The 17,230-nt window shown below is 66.4% G+C and carries 18 protein-coding genes; 10 read left to right on the forward strand and 8 right to left on the reverse strand.

Features of this window, described 5'->3' with window-relative positions:
* Positions 1–237 precede the first annotated feature (237 nt).
* The 7 genes from FHR84_RS06910 to FHR84_RS21970 all read left to right on the forward strand — a co-directional run bounded on the left by FHR84_RS06910 (position 238) and on the right by FHR84_RS21970 (position 6,565).
* Positions 238–390, forward strand: coding sequence for a hypothetical protein (locus FHR84_RS06910; protein WP_179534632.1), 153 nt, complete (start codon positions 238–240; stop codon positions 388–390).
* A gap of 195 nt (positions 391–585) precedes the next feature.
* Positions 586–1,785, forward strand: a complete 1,200-nt coding sequence (locus tag FHR84_RS06915) for a Tm-1-like ATP-binding domain-containing protein (RefSeq protein WP_179534633.1) — start codon at positions 586–588, stop codon at positions 1,783–1,785.
* 56 nt (positions 1,786–1,841) lie between these two features.
* Entirely contained in the window at positions 1,842–2,657 is an 816-nt protein-coding gene (locus FHR84_RS06920; protein WP_179534895.1) for a phosphoenolpyruvate hydrolase family protein, read from the forward strand.
* A gap of 70 nt (positions 2,658–2,727) precedes the next feature.
* Complete coding sequence (locus tag FHR84_RS06925) at positions 2,728–3,165, forward strand: SRPBCC family protein (protein WP_179534634.1); 438 nt, start codon at positions 2,728–2,730, stop codon at positions 3,163–3,165.
* 166 nt (positions 3,166–3,331) lie between these two features.
* Entirely contained in the window at positions 3,332–4,258 is a 927-nt protein-coding gene (locus FHR84_RS06930; protein WP_179534896.1) for an NAD-dependent epimerase/dehydratase family protein, read from the forward strand.
* Positions 4,255–5,688 (forward strand): hypothetical protein, encoded by a 1,434-nt coding sequence (locus tag FHR84_RS21965; protein ID WP_218862322.1) that lies wholly within the window; start codon positions 4,255–4,257, stop codon positions 5,686–5,688. Before FHR84_RS06930 ends, FHR84_RS21965 begins: the two co-directional genes overlap by 4 nt.
* Positions 5,689–5,716: 28 nt before the next feature.
* Positions 5,717–6,565, forward strand: a complete 849-nt coding sequence (locus FHR84_RS21970; RefSeq protein WP_218862323.1) for a glycosyltransferase family 2 protein — start codon at positions 5,717–5,719, stop codon at positions 6,563–6,565.
* Here FHR84_RS21970 and FHR84_RS06940 read toward each other — a convergent pair.
* Positions 6,534–7,016 (reverse strand): GtrA family protein, encoded by a 483-nt coding sequence (locus FHR84_RS06940; RefSeq protein WP_343075179.1) that lies wholly within the window; start codon positions 7,014–7,016, stop codon positions 6,534–6,536. The genes FHR84_RS21970 and FHR84_RS06940 overlap by 32 nt on opposite strands.
* A 321-nt stretch (positions 7,017–7,337) precedes the next feature.
* Between FHR84_RS06940 and FHR84_RS06945 the strand changes: the two genes are divergently transcribed.
* A complete protein-coding gene (locus tag FHR84_RS06945) occupies positions 7,338–8,510 on the forward strand; it encodes an NAD-dependent epimerase/dehydratase family protein (protein ID WP_179534635.1) in 1,173 nt (390 codons plus the stop codon).
* Between the two features lie 93 nt (positions 8,511–8,603).
* Here FHR84_RS06945 and FHR84_RS06950 read toward each other — a convergent pair whose 3' ends face one another.
* Complete coding sequence (locus tag FHR84_RS06950) at positions 8,604–9,065, reverse strand: DUF6069 family protein (protein WP_343075180.1); 462 nt, start codon at positions 9,063–9,065, stop codon at positions 8,604–8,606.
* Between the two features lie 792 nt (positions 9,066–9,857).
* Here FHR84_RS06950 and FHR84_RS06955 point away from each other — a divergent pair.
* Entirely contained in the window at positions 9,858–10,799 is a 942-nt protein-coding gene (locus FHR84_RS06955) for a M23 family metallopeptidase (protein WP_179534636.1), read from the forward strand.
* Positions 10,800–11,215: 416 nt separating this feature from the next.
* On the opposite strand, the gene FHR84_RS06960 is transcribed toward FHR84_RS06955, so the two are convergent.
* From FHR84_RS06960 to FHR84_RS06985, 6 genes are all read right to left on the reverse strand, one after another.
* The gene (locus FHR84_RS06960; protein WP_179534637.1) at positions 11,216–12,025 is read right to left on the reverse strand and encodes a SigB/SigF/SigG family RNA polymerase sigma factor; all 810 of its coding nucleotides are present in this window, start codon (positions 12,023–12,025) and stop codon (positions 11,216–11,218) included.
* On the reverse strand, positions 12,022–12,498 hold the full coding sequence (locus FHR84_RS22805; protein ID WP_343075181.1) for an ATP-binding protein: 477 nt from the start codon (positions 12,496–12,498) through the stop codon (positions 12,022–12,024). The genes FHR84_RS06960 and FHR84_RS22805 overlap by 4 nt, the downstream gene beginning before the upstream one ends.
* A gap of 288 nt (positions 12,499–12,786) precedes the next feature.
* Complete coding sequence (locus tag FHR84_RS06970) at positions 12,787–13,437, reverse strand: vitamin K epoxide reductase family protein (protein ID WP_179534638.1); 651 nt, start codon at positions 13,435–13,437, stop codon at positions 12,787–12,789.
* Entirely contained in the window at positions 13,434–14,165 is a 732-nt protein-coding gene (locus tag FHR84_RS06975) for a DsbA family protein (RefSeq protein ID WP_179534639.1), read from the reverse strand. Before FHR84_RS06975 ends, FHR84_RS06970 begins: the two co-directional genes overlap by 4 nt.
* Positions 14,166–14,477: 312 nt before the next feature.
* Positions 14,478–14,627, reverse strand: coding sequence for an archaellin/type IV pilin N-terminal domain-containing protein (locus tag FHR84_RS06980; RefSeq protein WP_179534443.1), 150 nt, complete (start codon positions 14,625–14,627; stop codon positions 14,478–14,480).
* A 130-nt stretch (positions 14,628–14,757) separates the two neighbouring features.
* Positions 14,758–15,495: a GntR family transcriptional regulator gene (locus FHR84_RS06985; protein WP_343075182.1), complete on the reverse strand. Its 738-nt coding sequence runs from the start codon at positions 15,493–15,495 to the stop codon at positions 14,758–14,760.
* Between the two features lie 174 nt (positions 15,496–15,669).
* Here FHR84_RS06985 and FHR84_RS23165 point away from each other — a divergent pair, with 174 nt between their 5' ends.
* Positions 15,670–16,911, forward strand: a complete 1,242-nt coding sequence (locus tag FHR84_RS23165) for a PucR family transcriptional regulator (RefSeq protein WP_343075183.1) — start codon at positions 15,670–15,672, stop codon at positions 16,909–16,911.
* The last annotated feature ends 319 nt before the right edge of the window (positions 16,912–17,230 follow it).

Below are 17,230 nucleotides of genomic sequence, written 5' to 3' on the forward strand. Positions count from 1 at the left end.
ACCACACCCGCCCCCGGCACGGCGGGGGCATCGATGAGTTCCCGTCCGGGGCCCGTGCCGAACGGTCGGGCGCCTCCCGGCTGCGCGAGCCGGTGCGCCCGCGGGTTCGCGAGCCCCGGCACGATGATTCCACCGGGTGACCCGGTGGGCGCACACGGTCTTGTGATGCTGGTCTCCCGCTGTTCCGTAGCGGGTACTCTGGGCGGGGAGGAATCCGATTCGACGGCAGGAGCTGGCATGTCGATCTTCAAGAAGGTGGCCGACTTCGCCAAGGGGCCGCAGGGCAGGCGTGCGGTCGAACAGGCCAAGCGCTATGCCCAGGACCCCAAGAACAAGGAAAAGATCGATCGGGTCGTCAACAAGGTCAAGGGCCGGGGGAAGGGCCACTGAGCCCCCAGGGACGAAGGCCCCGCCGGTGCCCGGCGGGGCCTTCGTCGTCTGTGGTGCCCCTCCGGACGCCTCCCGCGGCGTCCTGTGCACGATCAGGCGAACGAGTGAGGTGAATTCCGGCCGAGGGCTGTCCCGCGCCCGAGCGGACCAGTAGAGTGCGACACGCATGATCACTGTTCGACCGCGGGGCGTGATGTGGCCAGCGTTTACGTCGTCGGGACCTTCGACACCAAGCGAGCCGAGCTCGACCACGTCGCCTGCCTGCTCCGGGAGAACGGTTCCTCGGTGGTGACCGTGGACCTGAGCACCCACGACACCGCGACGGCTGCTGTTGCCGTCTCCGCCGAGTCGGTGGCCGCGCACCACCCGCGCGGAAGTGGGGCGGTTTTCACCGGGGAGCGCGGTTCGGCGGTCTCCGGGATGGCCGAGGCGTTCGAGGAGTTCCTGAACTCCCGTGCGGACGTGGCCGGGGTCCTCGGGCTCGGCGGGTCCGGAGCCACGGCGATGATCACCCGGGCCATGCGTTCCCTGCCGGTCGGCGTCCCCAAGTTCATGGTCTCCACCGTCGTGTCGGGCGACGTCTCCGGTTACGTCGACGCGAGCGACATCACCCTGCTGCCCTCGGTCACCGATATGGCGGGGCTGAACCGGATCTCGCGCCGAGTGCTCGCCAACGCGGCCAACGGACTCCACGGCGCTGTCGCGGCCGGGAGGGCCTCCGGCGCGGAGGACAAGCCCGCTGTCGCCCTTTCCATGTTCGGCGTCACCACGGCCTGCGTTTCCGGCGTCGTGTCCGAGCTGGAGAACGAGTACGACCCCCTGGTCTTCCACGCGACCGGTACGGGAGGTCGCGCGATGGAGAAACTGGCGGAAGACGGGCTGCTGCGGGCTGTGCTGGACATCACCACCACGGAGGTGTGCGATCTCGTCGCGGGCGGCGTGATGAGCGCAGGGCAGGAGCGTTTCGATTGCCTGGCGCGCAGCGGTGTTCCCTACGTCGGCTCGTGCGGCGCGCTGGACATGGTGAATTTCGGGGCGCGGAGAACGGTCCCGGAGAAGTACGCCGACCGGAACCTTTACGAGCACAATCCCCAGGTGACCCTGATGCGAACCACCCCGGAGGAGTGTGAGCGCATCGGCCTGTTCATCGCGGAGAAGATCAACACGTTCGTCGCCCCGGTTCGTTTTCTGCTTCCCGAGGGCGGGGTCTCCCTGCTGGACGCCCCGGGAAGCCCTTTTCACGATCCCGAGGCGGACGCCGCTCTCTTCGAGACCCTGCGCCGTCACGTCGTGCAGGACGAAAAGCGTCGTCTCGTTCGGTTGCCTCACAACATCAACGATCCGGAGTTCGTGCGCGAACTGTTGACCGCTTTTTCCGAGGTGGTGGGAGAGTGACCGAAGACGGTACGACCCCGGGTGATGTGGGGAAACCGAACGACCGGTCACGCATAATGCGGCGACTCCGGGAAAAGGCCGCCCGGGGGTTGCCGATCATCGGCGGCGGGGCCGGAACCGGGCTCTCGGCCAAGTGCGAGGAGTCCGGTGGGATCGACCTCATCGTGATCTACAACTCCGGTCGTTACCGCATGGCAGGCCGCGGCTCGCTCGCGGGATTGCTCGCGTACGGAAACGCCAACGACACGGTCGTGGAAATGGCCCGCGAGGTGATCCCGGTGGTGCGGGAGACCCCCGTTCTCGCCGGAGTGAACGGGACCGATCCCTTCATGATGCGGGACAGATTTCTGTCCGAGCTCCGCGAACTGGGATTCGCCGGTGTGCAGAACTTTCCCACGGTCGGACTCATAGACGGGACTTTCCGGCAGAACCTGGAAGAGACCGGGATGAGTTACGAGCTGGAGGTGGAACTGATCCGTGCCGCCAACGAAGCGGACCTGCTCACCACTCCCTACGTTTTCTCGGCCGAAGATGCCAGGGCCATGACCGAGGCCGGAGCCGATGTCCTCGTGTGCCACATGGGGCTCACCACGGGAGGGGCCATCGGGGCCGAAACAGCCAGGAGCCTCGACGACTGCGTCCGGCTGATAGACGAGTGGGCCGCGGCGGCTGCCGAGATCCGGGACGACGTTCTGGTGCTGTGCCACGGAGGACCGATAAGCGATCCCGAGGACGCCGGTTACGTGCTGTCACGGACGCGGCGCTGCCACGGTTTCTACGGCGCGAGCAGCATGGAACGGTTGCCCACCGAGCAGGCGGTGGTCGCTCGGACCGAGGCCTTCCTGCGCGGAACCGGGCGGCCGGGCAGTTGACCGGCGTCTCCCGCTCCCCGGGCGTGTCGGGCGTGCGGATTCCGTTTCGGAAATGTTGTGGAGGAGTCCGATGGCAGAGTCCTACGCGAGCGCGGTCATCCCCGCCCCCGTGGACCGCGTCTGGCAGCGCTTCGGGGACTTCGCCGGCCTCGCCGAGTGGCATCCCGCCGTGACCGCGCTCGAGCTGGAGGGGGGAGCCCCGACCGAGGTCGGGGTGGTCAGGAGGCTGTGGTTGAGCGACGGGTCGCCGATCCGTGAGCGGTTGACAGCGTTCGACTCGATCAGCCGTGGGTACGGCTACGAGATGCTGGAAGGGCCGTTCCAGGTCCGGACCTACCGGGCGGCCGTGCGGTTGGCACCGGTCACGGCCACCGGTGCGACCTTCGCGGAGTGGTCGGCCTGCTACGACACCGATGCGGATCAGGAGGCCGAGCTGGACCGGGTCTTCGTCACGGAGGTGTTCGCCTCCGGACTCGCCGGACTTGCCCGGTTTTACACCGACGAGTGAAACTCTGTGTTTACCCCCGGCTGTCCGGCTAATTCGTTCGGGGGATCGGTTTCCGACGGGCTCGCACACGACGAATACAGGAACGGTTAGAGTCATATGCGTGCCAAGCAGCTTTGTGCAGTCCGCAGCGAAATCAGGTGAACCGGGAGTCGGTGCAGAGCGGGTCGTGGTGACCGGTGGATCGGGCTTTGTCGGCAGAGCCGTCGTCCGGGCCTTCGCGAACCGCGGCAACCCCGTGACGGTCGTCGACCGGGTCGAGCCCGAGATTCCGGAGGAACACCGTCACCTGGTCAGTCACGTCCCGGGCGACCTGACAGACCCCGAGGTTCGGGACGCCGCCGTCACCGAGGGAAGCGCCGGGATCATCCACCTGGCCGCCATCACTTCCGTGTTGCGTTCGGTGGACAAGCCGACCGAGACCTTTGCCGAGAACGTGGAGGTCACCCAGGGGTTGCTGGAATTGGCACGCCAGCGCGGCCTCACGCGTTTCGTGCTCGCCTCCACCAACGCCGTGGTCGGCGACATCGGGTACGGCACGATCTCCGAACGGCTGCCGTTGCGACCGCTGACACCGTACGGGGCGACCAAGGCCGCCTGCGAGATGCTGTTGTCCGGCTACACCGGGGCCTACGGCATCGCCACGACGGCGCTGCGCTTCACCAACATCTACGGGCCCGGCATGGGGCACAAGGACAGTTTCGTGCCGCGCCTCATGCGTGCCGCACTGGCGGACGAAGGCGTGGAGGTCTACGGGGACGGCTCGCAGAGCCGTGATTTCGTGCATCTCGACGACGTGGTCCGAGCCATCGTCGCCTCATGGGACAAGCAGTACAGCGGTACGGCCGTCATCGGCTCCGGAAGTTCCGTCTCGGTGCTGGAACTGATCGAGTCGGTACGCGCCGTCACCGGCAAGGAGCTCCCCGTGACGCACGTCCCCGCGAAGAACGGCGAGATGCCCGCCGTGATCGTCGAGGTCGAGAAGGCCAAGCGCGAGCTCGACTACCAGCCGAGTGTGCGGTTCGCCGAGGGGCTGCGTACGGTTTGGGACGATTTCCGCCACGTCGCCGACGGCAGTGTCCCAGCGGCGACATGACCCACCGGCTGTTGCGTGCGGTCCGGCGGCACTGGTTACTGGCGCTGTTCCTGCTGGCCGGGGTGTTGCTGCGTATCGTCGTGGAGGTCGCCTACCAGCCCGCGCTGCTGTACATCGACTCCACCCGGTACCTGAGGGATCTCGGGGTGTTCTACCCCGGCAACATCAACCCGATCGGCTACGAGCTCCTGCTGCTCGGACCGGTGCTGCTGTTCGGTGACCTCGGGGTCGTCGTACTGGTCCAGCACCTGCTCGGGCTCGCCATGGCCGTGGCCGGGTACTCCCTCCTGCTGCGGCTGGGGTGCAGGCGTTGGCTGGCCGCGCTGGCGGTCGCCCCGGTCCTGCTCGACGCGTACCAGCTCCAGGTCGAGCACATGATCATGTCCGACCTGCTGTTCCAGCTGTTGTTGCTGACCGTGCTCATCCTGCTGACCTGGTGGGGCACTCCGGGGCCACGGCTCGCGCTCGTCGCCGGGTGCGTGCTGGCGACCTCGGTGCTGGTTCGCCTGGTGGGGATCACCCTCGTCGTCCCGGCGGCCGTGTTCGTGCTGCTGGCCGCCGGGCTGCGGCCGCGGGACGGCTGGAGACGTCGGTTGCGTGCCGGAGGCGCTCTCGTGGGTGGTTTCGTGCTCGTGCTGGTCGGGTACGCGGGTTACCACATGCTCTGGACAGGAGTTCCCGCACTCGGTGGCTCGACGGGCAGTGTCGTGTTCGGCCGCACGGCGATGGTGGCCAAGTGCGACGAGCTGCACCTCACCAAGGCGCAGCGGGTCGTGTGCCCGAAGGAGCCGGTGGCCGAGCGCAAGCGCAACGGGATCGACTACTACATCCACTTTTTCCACAACCAGGTGGATGCCGATGAGCTGCCGGAGGACACGAGCTACTCGGCCGCGCAACACTCGCTGGCGTTCAAGGTGCTGCGCAACCAGCCCCTGGACGTCTTCGGAGGTGTGACCAAGGACTTCCTCAAGGGGTTCGCCCCCATGCGCACCCAGTCGCCGGGGGACGTCCCACTGTCGAGATGGCATTTCCAGACGGAGTACCCGCTCTACTTCTCCGAGTGGTCCCTGAACGGGTGGCTCGAGTACTACGACAACGGCAGTTACTCGGTCAACGACCGAGCCGCGGGATTTCTGCGCGCCTACCAGCAGGGCGGGGGATATACTCCCGGCACCGTCCTCGGGTTGGCGTTGCTCGTTGCCATCGCGGCGATTCTGGGGGTGGGACGAGCCGGCCGGAGCGGGCTCAGAGCGGTGTGCCTGCTCTCGGGAGGGCTGGCTTCTGCCGCACTCCTCACAGCGGCGGCCATGGAGTTCTCCTGGCGATACCAACTTCCCGGACTGCTGTTACTGCCCCTGGCCGGGGCACTGGGAATCACAGCCATAACCGGCCGCCGAGCCGACACCAAGGGTTCCGCGACGAACCGGTAGCCGAGATCACGGCCTGAAGGAGCATGAGATGTCGACGACCTTTCCGGACGAGGTCGACCAGGACGCGTTGGCCGATTACGCCACTCGCTACGGCGATCACCGGTTCGCCCCGGTAGTCGTGCTGATCGCCGCCTACAACGAGCAGGACGCCATTCCCTCCGTGCTGGACGGGATGCCCGAGACGAGCTGCGGTCTGAACGTGGACACCCTGGTCGTGGTGGACGGTGCCACCGACGCCACGGCCGAGGCGGCGGCACGTCACGGTGCCTACACCTGCACGGCTCCGAAGAACCGGGGGCAGGGAGCCGCGTTGCGGCTCGGCTACCGGTTGGCGGCCGAGCGCGGGGCGCGCTACGTGGTGACCACGGACGCCGACGGGCAGTACGAGATCGAGGAGCTCCCCAGCCTGCTGCGCCCGCTCGTCGACGACGAGGCCGACTTCGTGACCGGGTCGCGGCGTTTGGGCAGCAGCGAGAACCCCCAGTTACTGCGCCGCATGGGCACTTATGTGTTCGCGTGGCTCGTCAGCGTCATGACCGGCCAGCGCATCACGGACACCTCGTTCGGGTTCCGCGCCATGCGCGTCGAGGTCCCCAACTCGGTGTGCCTGGAGCAGCAGCAGTACCAGTCCTCGGAGCTGCTGGTCGGGGTGTTGGCACGCGGTTACCGCGTTCGGGAGCGTGCCATGACCATGCGGCAGCGAGTGGCGGGATTCAGCAAGAAGGGCAACAACGTGCTCTACGGGTACCGCTACACCAAGGTGGTGCTCGGCACCTGGATGCGGGAGCGCAGGGCCCGGCGCGTGATGCAGGCTTCGGCCGGGTCGGCCTCTTCCGACGAGCAGGTCAACGAGCCGGCTCGTGCCGCCGGTGACTAGGGAAGACCACCCGGTCCATCAGGAAGAACTTGACCACGAACATCAACAGATAGGTCCCCAGATAGGCCCCCCAGACCAGTGCGACACGGGGGGTCGCGGATTCGGCGAACAGATGCAGGGCGAGAGTTTCGGCGTAGTTGGCGGCGGTTCCGGCGATCAGCACGGTGGCCACCGAGACAGGGATGAATCGGGCGAGTTCGCCACGCAGCCCACTGCGCCCCCTGCTGCCCCATGTTCGCCGGTTCAGCAGGAAGTTGGGAACGGCTCCTGCCAACCAGCCCAGCACCGTGGCCAGGATCGGCATGGAGCTGAGCGAGTAGGAAAGCAGGAACACGAGCTGACTACTGACTGTCGCTACTGCGGATGCTCCGGTGAAACGGCGGAGCAGCCGCCAGTAGCGACGTGCGCCTCCGGTGGGCTGTTGTGCTTCCGGCCCCGAGGTGGCGGCCACGGTGTGCTCCCTTCCTCCGGGAAGAACGGGGTGTCGAAGTGGACTCCACGAATGTACGGAGACGGCTTCGCCACCTGCCCGTCGGATGAGAGCATGCCATTCGTGGAGGTGAGGTTGGCTGTCACAGGGCGACAGTTAGCCTTTCACATCGGACACGATCGTGTGAGACGGGTTTTCAGTCACGCATGTCGTGCCCGGTGAATTACATTCTGTGGATACCCGCAGGCAGGGTGTCTCGGAAACGGACCTTGGCAGGTGGTGGACACGGTGTCGTGCCGAACGGCATCGCGGAAGCCAGCATTGTATAGAGGAGAAGAAGGCGTGCGAATCCTCGTCCTCGGTGGGGACGGCTACCTTGGTTGGCCGACCGCTCTGCATCTGTCCGACTGCGGTCACGAGGTGGCCGTAGTAGACAACTTCGCCCGTAGGGCCTACGACCACGAGATGGGCGTGCGTAGTCTGGTTCCGGTCGAACCGCTGCAGGTGCGGGTCGATGCCTGGCGGGAGGTTTCCGGCCAGGACATCAAGATGTACTACGGTGATCTCGTCGACGCGGACTTCACCGTCGAGATGATCAGGGACTTCCGTCCCGACACCATCGTGCATTTCGCCGAGCAGCGTGCCGCTCCCTACTCCATGATCGACCGCAAGCACGCGGTCTACACCCAGCACAACAACGTGATCGGCAACCTCAACGTGCTGTTCGCGATCGAGGAAGTCGATCCGAGCATCCACTTGGTCAAGCTCGGCACGATGGGTGAGTACGGCACCCCCAACATCGACATCGAAGAAGGCTGGCTGGAGGTCACCCACAAGGGGCGCACCGACCGGATGCTGTATCCGAAGAAGCCGGGCTCCTTCTACCACCTCAGCAAGGTGCACGACAGCCACAACATCGAGTTCGCCTGCCGTATCTGGGGCCTGCGCGCGACCGACCTGAACCAGGGAGTCGTCTACGGGCAGGAGACTCCGCAGACGGCCCGGGACCCGAGGCTGGCGACCCGGTTCGACTACGACGCCATCTTCGGCACCGTGCTCAACCGGTTCGTGATCCAGGCCGTCCTCGGCCATCCGCTGACGGTGTACGGAACCGGTGGTCAGACGCGCGGCGTCATCGACATCAGGGACACCGTCGAGTGCATCAGGCTGGCCGCGGAGAACCCCGCCGATCCGGGTGAGTTCCGCGTGTTCAACCAGATGACCGAGAGCTTCTCGGTGGAGGAGATCGCCAAGACGGTGGCCAACAACTACCACGGCACCGTTGAGGTGGAGTACCTCGAAAACCCGCGTGTGGAGCAGGACCAGCACTACTACAACGTCGTGCACACCGGTCTGGTCGATCTCGGCCTCGACCCGCACCTGCTGTCCAACACCCTGATCAACTCCCTGTTCGGCGTGGCCGAGCAGTTCAAGGACCGCGTCGACCTCGCTGCCATGCGTCCCACAGTGCAGTGGCGTACGGCGGCGAGCCCGATGCGCACCGAGGGGAGCTGACAGCCGCTTACAGCGGTTCACGAGTGGCCGCGGGAGAAAGACCGGCTCCGGACGGGACGGGGAAGCATTCGTCCCGCCGCTGCGGCGCCCGCTTCAGGGGCGACGAGCCGCGCTCGCGGCCACTCCGCTGATCAGCGTTCCTATCGCGAGTCCGATCAACACGTTCAACACGCACGTGGCGATTTGTGTTTCCAGCGTCGCCGTGGTGGTGAACGGTCGCACGGCCACCGCGATCGTCGCGAGGGCGACTATCCAGCCGAAGAAGGTCGTCGGTCGCGGTGTGCTCAGCAGCAGCAGATGCATCAGCCCGGTCGCGAGCAGTGCCGCCACGGCCGCGAGCAAACACATCCAGAGCGTACTGACGTCACCGAGCGTGCCGTAGCGCGACGGTCCGAGCACGGGGATCCGAAGGACTCCGCGAGCGATCACCAGCCCTACCAGGGCGATCAGCAGCGCGACGAGAGCCGTGGCCGCCCCTCCGGTCCACAGCTGACGAACGTTGATCCCAGGACGACCGGAGCCGCTCCCCGTCGGTCGAGCGTCCTCCTCGGACACCGGCACCCTCCCGACAGCGACGAAACCGGGCAACGACAGTCGATGTTCGCGGCCGGGGCGGCACGCCGCAACGCCTGTCCCGTTTCCTCACTCCAACGAGTGGTCGTGTACCGGATATTTCGCCTCCGCTCTCGGTCCGGTGCGGGGTTCTCCGGCGCGGTGGGCGGTGGGGAACGAGCTCTCCCGGAGAAGGACACCTTTTCGCATACTGTGACGCCCCGGGCGCCGTGCGGCGTCACGCGTCGTTTCACCGGGGTGGACATCGCATTCGCGTGTCGGACATCACTTTGGCGGCTTGTTTGCTTTAACGTGACCCTCGATGTGTTCATTCGATCATTTATCCGGTGGGCTACATTGCCGCTTTTCGCGATCTCCTCGAGATCACGATTCCGGAGGTTCTTGATCCGGAATGAGTCGACAACGTGGATCTTCGCCACTTCTTTCTCGTGGCTTTACCAGGAACTTCGTCGAGAAAACAGATCACGGATCCCGTGGTCCCCCCGGATCGGCCCGCGCCGCCCCGTGTCGCAGCCGGAGGCGTGGTGAGCCAAGTAGGCGTTTGGTTGCAGTGTTATCGGAGTGCAACCCGCTTATGAACACATAGAGTGCTTGCATGCGTGGCATATGTGCTTCTGCTCTGCATCTAAAGGGTGAGAGCTTGAAGCCTTGGATACATAAAGCTACGTTGCAGCCGGTACGTCACGGTTCGGTCACGACGCACTTCGACCCCCGAGGAGTGCACCCGACCCCCGACGGGATGTGTCCGAACCTCCCCGAGACGGAAAGGCGAGCATGGCCGACAAGCATGACGAGGGCGGTCGCAACAAGTTCTCCACCCTCAAGTCACGTATCCCCGAATCCCTTCGCAATTCGTTTTCGAGTTCCGGGAACAACCCCGCCCGCAACAAGATTCTTGCCGGCGTGGTCGCCGCGGGAGCTTTCGTCGCGGTCGGATCTCCGCTGGTCGCGGTGACGAACGAGGACGGCGGAGGATCGAAGAACCGTGATGTCGCTCCGGTGGCGGAACAACGTCCCCTGAGCGCGGCCGTCAACGGCACCCCCGAATCCCCCGAGTCCGTGAAGCTCCCCAGCGGCGAGTCGAACGGCGACGACGGGGAGAAGCAGAACCTGGACAAGAGCAAGCAGGTGCGCCAGCAGCGTGCCGCCGAGAAGGCGAAGCAGGCCGAGGCGGAGCGCAAGGCGGAACAGGAAAAGGCCGTCCAGCAGCAGGCCGCGAAGAAGAAGGAACTCGCCCGCCAGGCCGACCAGCAGAACAAGGCGGACAAGCAGGAGGAACAGCCGAAGGCCAAGGCCGCTCCGAAGGCGGCCGAGGCACCTGATCCCACGCCGAACAAGCTGGTCGAGGAAGGGTTCCTCACCTCGGGCTTCCACACCCGCGGTGGTGCGCACGCCGGTATCGACGTCGGAGCCGACACGGGAACGCCGATCTACGCTCCGCAAGCGGGTACCGTGATCAGTTCCGGTCCCGCCAGCGGATTCGGTATGTGGGTCCGTGTGCAGCACGACAACGGCGAGGTCACCGTCTACGGCCACATCCACAGCTCGCAGGTCAGCGTCGGCCAGCGAGTGGAGGCCGGACAGCAGGTCGCGACCGTTGGCAGCCGCGGGCAGTCGACCGGGCCGCACCTGCACTTCGAGGTCCGCGTCGGCCCCGGGGCGCAGGAGCTCAACCCGATTCCGTGGTTGCAGCAGCGAGGCCTGAGCCTCGGCTGACGCCCACGGCGAGTCGTTGCCGGGGGACCGCGCTCCCCCCGACGCCGGTTCCCCGGCAACTTTCCAACCGAATACCCCCGGGATCGGACCACGGGACGCGAACAGGGCTGCTCGGTCGGCCACCCGTTCTCGAGACGGGCGGGAGGTTCCCCACCCGTACCGCCGCGTGGAGCGAGGCGACGAGGCATGCCGGGACCGGGACGCGAAACGGGGCCGCTCAGTCCGAGCGGCCCCGCGGTCGTGGAACGCCCCGCACGAGCGGGTTCTTCCGAACCCCGGCGGGGTCTCACTGATGTCTCCCGGTTGGGGCGCCGGTCGCGCCGGGGCGGCTACCCGGCGTCGGAGCGCCCGCTCACGAGCCCGCGGGAGGTTCCGCTCAGCGACCACCCACGCCGAGGAGGAACGGAGAACACCGGTCAGTCCTTCACGGGTTCGGGAGGCACGTCCACCTCTATACGCTCCCGCAGCCAGCTCAAGGTGCGCGCGAGCAGGCGTGAAACGTGCATCTGGGAGATACCGATCTGCTCGGCGATCTGGGTCTGTGTCATCGACTTGAAGAAGCGCAGCACCAGGATGCGCCGTTCCCTCTCGCCGAGCTCCTCGAGCAGGGGGCGGATCGCGGCGCGGTTCTCCACCTCGTCCAGCTCGGTGTCGGAGGAGCCGATGGCGTCGCCGAGCGGTATTTCGTCGGTGTCGCTGAGCAGTTCGTCGAGGGAACTGCTCCGGTAGGCGTTGCCCGCCTCCAGGCCCTGGTGGACCTCGTCCCTGCTGATACCGAGATGTCCGGCGATCTCACTGGGAGTGGGGGCTCTGCCCAGGTTCTGCGAGAGCGTGGAGATCGCCGAGGAAATGGACAGATGCCTTTCCTGCAGGCGTCGTGGTACTCGTACCGTCCAGCCCGTGTCCCGGAAATGCCGCCGCACCTCGCCCATGATGGTGGGAACGGCGTAGGAGAGGAAATCGACACCCCGTTGCGGGTCGAATCGGTCCACGGCGTTGATCAGCCCGAGGGTGGCCACCTGGATGAGGTCCTCCTGAGCCTCACCCCTGTTGCTGAACCTCCGCGCTATGTGCTGTGCGATGGGCAGGTGTTCGGTCACCAACCTGTCCCGCAGCTCGGCGTGGCGCCGATCCGTTTTGTCCAACCCCGCGAACTCGACGAATAACGGGGCCAGTTCCTCATAGTTCTGACCTCGGTAGGCGTGCTCGGAGTCCGCCTGCGTCACTCGTGGACCATCCGTCCCTTGCTCAGCTGTATACGCACGACGTGCCCGTCAGCGTGCTCTTCCGATTCCTGGACCGAGGATGCCACGTTGTCCGACAACGCGCTCAGCACACGCCAGCTGAACGTGTTCTTGCGCGGCCCGGAGGCATCCGGGCTGTTCACCTCGGCGGTGAACTCCAGCACGTCGTTCTCGGCGCGGAAACGTCCCACCAGCTGACTCTGCTCGGCGGCGATGCGGACCAGCGAGGAACATGCCTCGTCCACGGCCAGTCGCAGGTCGGCGATGGTGTCGACGTCGAAATCGGCACGCATGGCCAGGTCACCGACCACGGCGCGCATGACGGGGAGTTGTTCGGGATCGGCCACGACCCGCACTTCGACCACGTGCGGATCTCCGTTCGTGCTCGGTGCTTCCGGGTTCGGTGCGGAACTTTCCACAGATGCCTGGTGGCGATCCGGATGGGATGCTGACACGCGGACTCCTCGTTCCAACCTCATGCGAGACCACCGCACATCGAATCAGAGGGACGAGACCGTCCAATATCTCGGGGGTGTGATCGTGGGGAGGACGCCTTGTGCCACGGCTCGGGCAGAGACCGTGAACGGAACTGAACGCTCATAGCCGCCTGGTACCCGAGAACGAAGCATTGCAAACGGATGTTCGTCATCGCGGGCCAGGCGGCTGAGACCGTGCTTTTTCCGGTTGTGCGGGGTTCGGGGACCGGTAACTCCCGTGCCCGCGGGTCCGTCACCTCCCGCGGGTCAGACCAGGGTGCTCCAGTAGGCCCAGAACGCCTCCAGGATCAGGCCGATGATGACCAGGTACCACAGCACCAGCACCACGGTGTGAACTCGGGCCACGCCCAGCACCAGCGGTCTGACCGGCCCGACGGGGAGGTGCCTTCTTTCCAGGTTGTGCAGCGTGGTGTACCAGAACATCGCTATGGTCACCACCCACACCACCATGCAGTACGGGCACAGTGCGTGGATCTCGTAGAGGCTCTGCCAGATCAACCAGTGCACGAAGACGACCCCGAAGAGCGTCCCCAGCTGCATGCCGATCCAGTACCAGCGCGGCGGCCGGAAACCGGACAGCATCGCGACACCGGTCGTGGTCACGATCGCGAAGGCGGCTACTCCGATCAGGGGATTGGGGAACCCGAACGCCGTGGCCTGATCGCTTTCCATCACCGAGCCGCACGAGACCACCGGGTTGATGCTGCAGCTGGTCACGTAGTCGGGGTTGAGCAGGCTCAGGTACTCCTCGACGCTGAGGGCGAAAGCGGCGATGAAGCCGATGCCGCCCCCGATCAGGTAGAGCCAGCCCAGTCCGCGCCCGAAAAGCGGAGGATCGGAGTGCTCAGTCGGGCTCCCGGGACCCTCGTGCTGAGTCGTTTCGGCTGTCGCTGTCACTTGGCCAGGGCTCCGTCCAGTTCCTCACGCAGGTGCTGCGCCGGGTCGCCTCCGCGCTCGAACTCGACCTGCTCGCCGTTCAGGAAGTAGGTGGGCGTCGCCGAGACCCCGGCCTCCTGGCCGTCGGCCCTGTCCTTGTCGATGCTCTGCTGCACCTGGTCGGACTGCATGTCCTCGCGGAACTTCTCCACGTCCAGGCCGATCTGCTCGGCGAACTCGGTGAACTGCTCCTGGGCGCGTTGCTCGTCGCTGCTCACGTTCTGCCCGCCGGAGGCAGCGGCCCAGGAGGAGTAGTTGTCGAACACCTTGTGATACATCTGCTCGAACTCGCCCTGCATGGCGGCCGCCTCGGTGGCTCGCGCCGCGGGTTCGGCCAAGGGGTGCATGTCCAGCGGGAAGTTCCGCACCACGAAGTTGATCTTGCCCTCGTACTCCTGCTCGATCTTGGTGTTCACGCTCTGGTAGTAGGAGTGGCAGCTGGGGCACTGGTAGTCGGCGAACTCGACCAGGGTGGGAGCGCCCTCACCCGCGTCGAGCACCTTGTTGCTCCCCTCGGGGCTCAGCACGGAGGCAGCGACCCTGTCCGAGCCGTTGGAGTTGGAGTTGCCGCCTCCGAAGAACACGACGCCACCGATGACTGCCACCGCTACGACCAGCACGATCGCGGTGAGGATGATGTTGGTCGAAGCCCCGCTGCGCTTCGCCATCGGATTGGTTGTCTTGGGCATCGGCCTGTTACACCTTCGACGGTCGGGTTCGCGCGAGCGGTTGCTCGCGCACGGGCGTTTCGGTCAGTTTCCCCTACTCACACGATCGTGAAATCCGCCGGGGTGGGTCATATCACCCCGGCGGGGGTGGGGGCTGCACTGTGGCAGCTGTTCGCCACCATCATGCCCGCGATGGAGTTCGCGTTGTTCGCTCGCGTGGGTGAACTCGACTACGCTCGGCGAGCCACAGGAGCTTTCGGAGCGGAAGGTGTCGGCCGGTCCTCGCCACGACGGACGAGGAGGGGCGGCCGAACGAGCGCCGGGGCGGGCCGCTCAGTTCTCGGACAACCTCAGCACCGTCGCTCCGCCGTCGGCAGGGGTCCCCTGCTCGGCGGGAAACCAGGTGGCCAGCACGACGGTCAGCACGACCATCAGAACGGTGCCGGTTATGGAGGCGATCACCTGACGAGAACTGACGTGCATCTTCGATCCCCCGTATGCGCCGTGCCGAGAAGCGTGTGCGGTGACGCTCCGCTCCCGAGGCGACAAGATCACCGCACTCCGGGTGTCGAATATCGCTTCCGAATCGTTACACGACGACGTGGACCCGTTCTCAGCGCTCCGCGGCCCACGCGTCCCGCTCGTCGAGATAGGCGATCAGCAGTTCGCCCAGACCGCGCAGGTGTTCGTGCATCCGCCTCTCGGCGGCGTCGCCGTCCCCCTCCGCCAAGGCGGTGAGCACGGCCGAATGGTCCCGTGCGCAGGCATCCGTCCAGCCCGCCGCGGCCAGTGCCTGCTCGCGTGGTGCGTAGCGCCTGGTCAGTTCGAAGAACCAGGCGAGCTTCCCGGCGTGGGCGGCGTCCCCCAGCTCACGGTGGAAGCGGTTGAGCAGCTCGGCCGCCCGTGTCCGTTCGTCGAGCTCGTGCGCCCGGGACAGGTCCTGCTGCACCGTGCGCAGCTGCTCGAGTTCCCCGGAGGTGAGCTCGCCCGCGCACCGGCGGGCCAACCGGCCCGCGATCAGGGCCTGCAGCTCGAAGATGTCCATCAGATCGCGCCGGTTCGGCGAGGCCACGGCGAAGCCCTGGCGTGGTTCGAGCTCGACGAACCCCTCCGCGGCGAGGGTGATCAGTGCCTCGCGTACCGGCGTTACGCTGATTCCCAGGTCCTCGGCGAGCTGATCCAGCCGCAGGTACTCCCCGTCGAGCACCTGCCCGGTGATGATCTGTTCGCGGATGTGCACCGCCACTTCCTCCGGAAGCTGGGGTCTGCGCCCGCGGGATGCTGATTCGGATACGGCCATCGAACTCCCGATCGTCGCGGTGCTGGGGGCGATCACACGCGTTCGTGTCACCGGAGGGCCCCTGTGCAAGGGCCGGGCCCCGAATTGTCGGTGAACACGACGGGGCGCGCATCGCGCGCGGTGCGGCCTGCCGTTCGTCGCCCACGAAACCGTGGGCGAACTGTCGCGAACACGGTTCGCGGTGCCTGTCCCGCGGGCACCCGGGGAGTATCGTCTGGAGGCGTGGTGGCTGATCCCTTCGCAGGTGATGTCCACGGGGCGTTCACCCACAAAAACCCCGACGGGCCCACCGAACAGATCACGCGTTCACTCGCGCAGGCAAGGCTCGACGACGTGCCCGAGCTGGCACAACGGCTCATGGGGGCGATCTTCACCGACAACCCGGAGTGGACCGACTACCGTCCGGTTCCCAGGGAGGACCTGTGGGAGGGGTGTGCCAACTACCTCGCCCGTGTGCTGCACGTGCTCAGCGGACGCGTTCCGCGCAGCGAGGACGACAGCGTGGCCGCGGCGATCGGAAGACGCCGCGCCGAGCAGGGAGTTCCGCTCGAGGTGATGTTACGGACCTTCCGGATCGGTGGGCGCATAGTCTGGGAGGCCCTGGTCGAGCAGGCGCACGCCGATCAGGTGGATCCGGACGCCGTGCTCGGTGCCGCGACGGCGATGTGGACCGTCATAGACGCCCTGTCCTCGGCGCTGTCCACCTCCTACCGCAACACCGAGCTGGAACAACTGCGCAGCGACGACCAACGAAGGCACGCTCTCGTGGAGGACCTGCTCGGCGGGAGGGCGCGGGACACGGCGTTCGCGCAACGTACCGCCAAGGAGCTGGATCTGCCCACTTCCGGGCCCTACGTCGTCGTGGTGGCGGAGATGATCGCCGACGGCAGCTTCGCGCTGCGTGGGCAGCAGGCGGCGCTGGCCGCTCTGCACATCCGGTCGGTCTGGCAGGTGCGCGCGGACACCTTCGTGGGGTTGATAGCGCTGGAGCAGCACGAGGAGTCCACCGCGCTGGGGGCCCTGCGCCAGTTGGTCCGCGGACGGGCGGGCGTCTCACCCGTGGTGCGTGGTTTGGCCGAGGTGGGGCTGGGGCACGAGCTGGCCGTCACGGCCCTGGGGACCTCGCCACGGGGAGCGACCGAGCTCGTCTCGCTGGGGCAGCGTTATCCCGAGGCGTTGCTGGTGCAGTCCCCCGATCTGGCCCAGCGGTTGCTGGACGAGCAGCTGGGGCAGGTGCTGGCGCTGCAGCCGAAGGAACGCGACATGCTGTTGGAGACCCTGTCCGCCTGGCTGGAGGAGAACTGCTCGACGGCCAACGCGGCCGTGCGGCTCCACTGCCACCGCAACACGGTGCTCAACCGACTGCACAGGATCACGACGCTGATCGGGAAGCCGCTGCACGGACGGGACTCCTACGTCGCGCTCTCCCTCGCCCTGTCGGCGTTGAGGATGCGTGCCGACAGCTGAGCAGCGCCCCGCGGTCGGGCTTCGCCGTTGCCGGTTGAACATCCGCCCCGGAGCTCGTCAACCGTGTTGATCGGTAATTTCTCGAATTTTTGACGCTGGGTTGGTTGACGGTGCTGTTTTTGCCGGCGCGATTTCCGGGTTACTGCTAGTAGGTTTACTTTCCGTGTTCATTGTTCACCGCTATGTCACGGAATGGTGGGGAAAATGTGCGTAGTGCACAGCCACTGAGGGTCAACTCTGGGCGTGGCGGCATGGCGCGACCGTGGTCGCGGTCACGACACTCGGAACGCGACAGCTCGACGCTTTCGGCGGGTGCGAG

Source organism: Actinopolyspora biskrensis (assembly GCF_013408175.1).
Classification (GTDB): domain Bacteria; phylum Actinomycetota; class Actinomycetes; order Mycobacteriales; family Pseudonocardiaceae; genus Actinopolyspora; species Actinopolyspora biskrensis.

Excerpts from the sequence above, each read along its gene's own strand:
- FHR84_RS06910 (WP_179534632.1), top strand. The coding sequence starts at position 238 with ATGTCGATCTTCAAGAAGGTGGCCGACTTCGCCAAGGGGCCGCAGGGC.
- FHR84_RS06920 (WP_179534895.1), top strand. The coding sequence starts at position 1,842 with ATGCGGCGACTCCGGGAAAAGGCCGCCCGGGGGTTGCCGATCATCGGC.
- FHR84_RS06925 (WP_179534634.1), top strand. The coding sequence starts at position 2,728 with ATGGCAGAGTCCTACGCGAGCGCGGTCATCCCCGCCCCCGTGGACCGC.
- FHR84_RS21965 (WP_218862322.1), top strand. The coding sequence starts at position 4,255 with ATGACCCACCGGCTGTTGCGTGCGGTCCGGCGGCACTGGTTACTGGCG.
- FHR84_RS21970 (WP_218862323.1), top strand. The coding sequence starts at position 5,717 with ATGTCGACGACCTTTCCGGACGAGGTCGACCAGGACGCGTTGGCCGAT.
- FHR84_RS06955 (WP_179534636.1), top strand. The coding sequence starts at position 9,858 with ATGGCCGACAAGCATGACGAGGGCGGTCGCAACAAGTTCTCCACCCTC.
- FHR84_RS06975 (WP_179534639.1), bottom strand. The coding sequence starts at position 14,165 with ATGCCCAAGACAACCAATCCGATGGCGAAGCGCAGCGGGGCTTCGACC.
- FHR84_RS06980 (WP_179534443.1), bottom strand. The coding sequence starts at position 14,627 with ATGCACGTCAGTTCTCGTCAGGTGATCGCCTCCATAACCGGCACCGTT.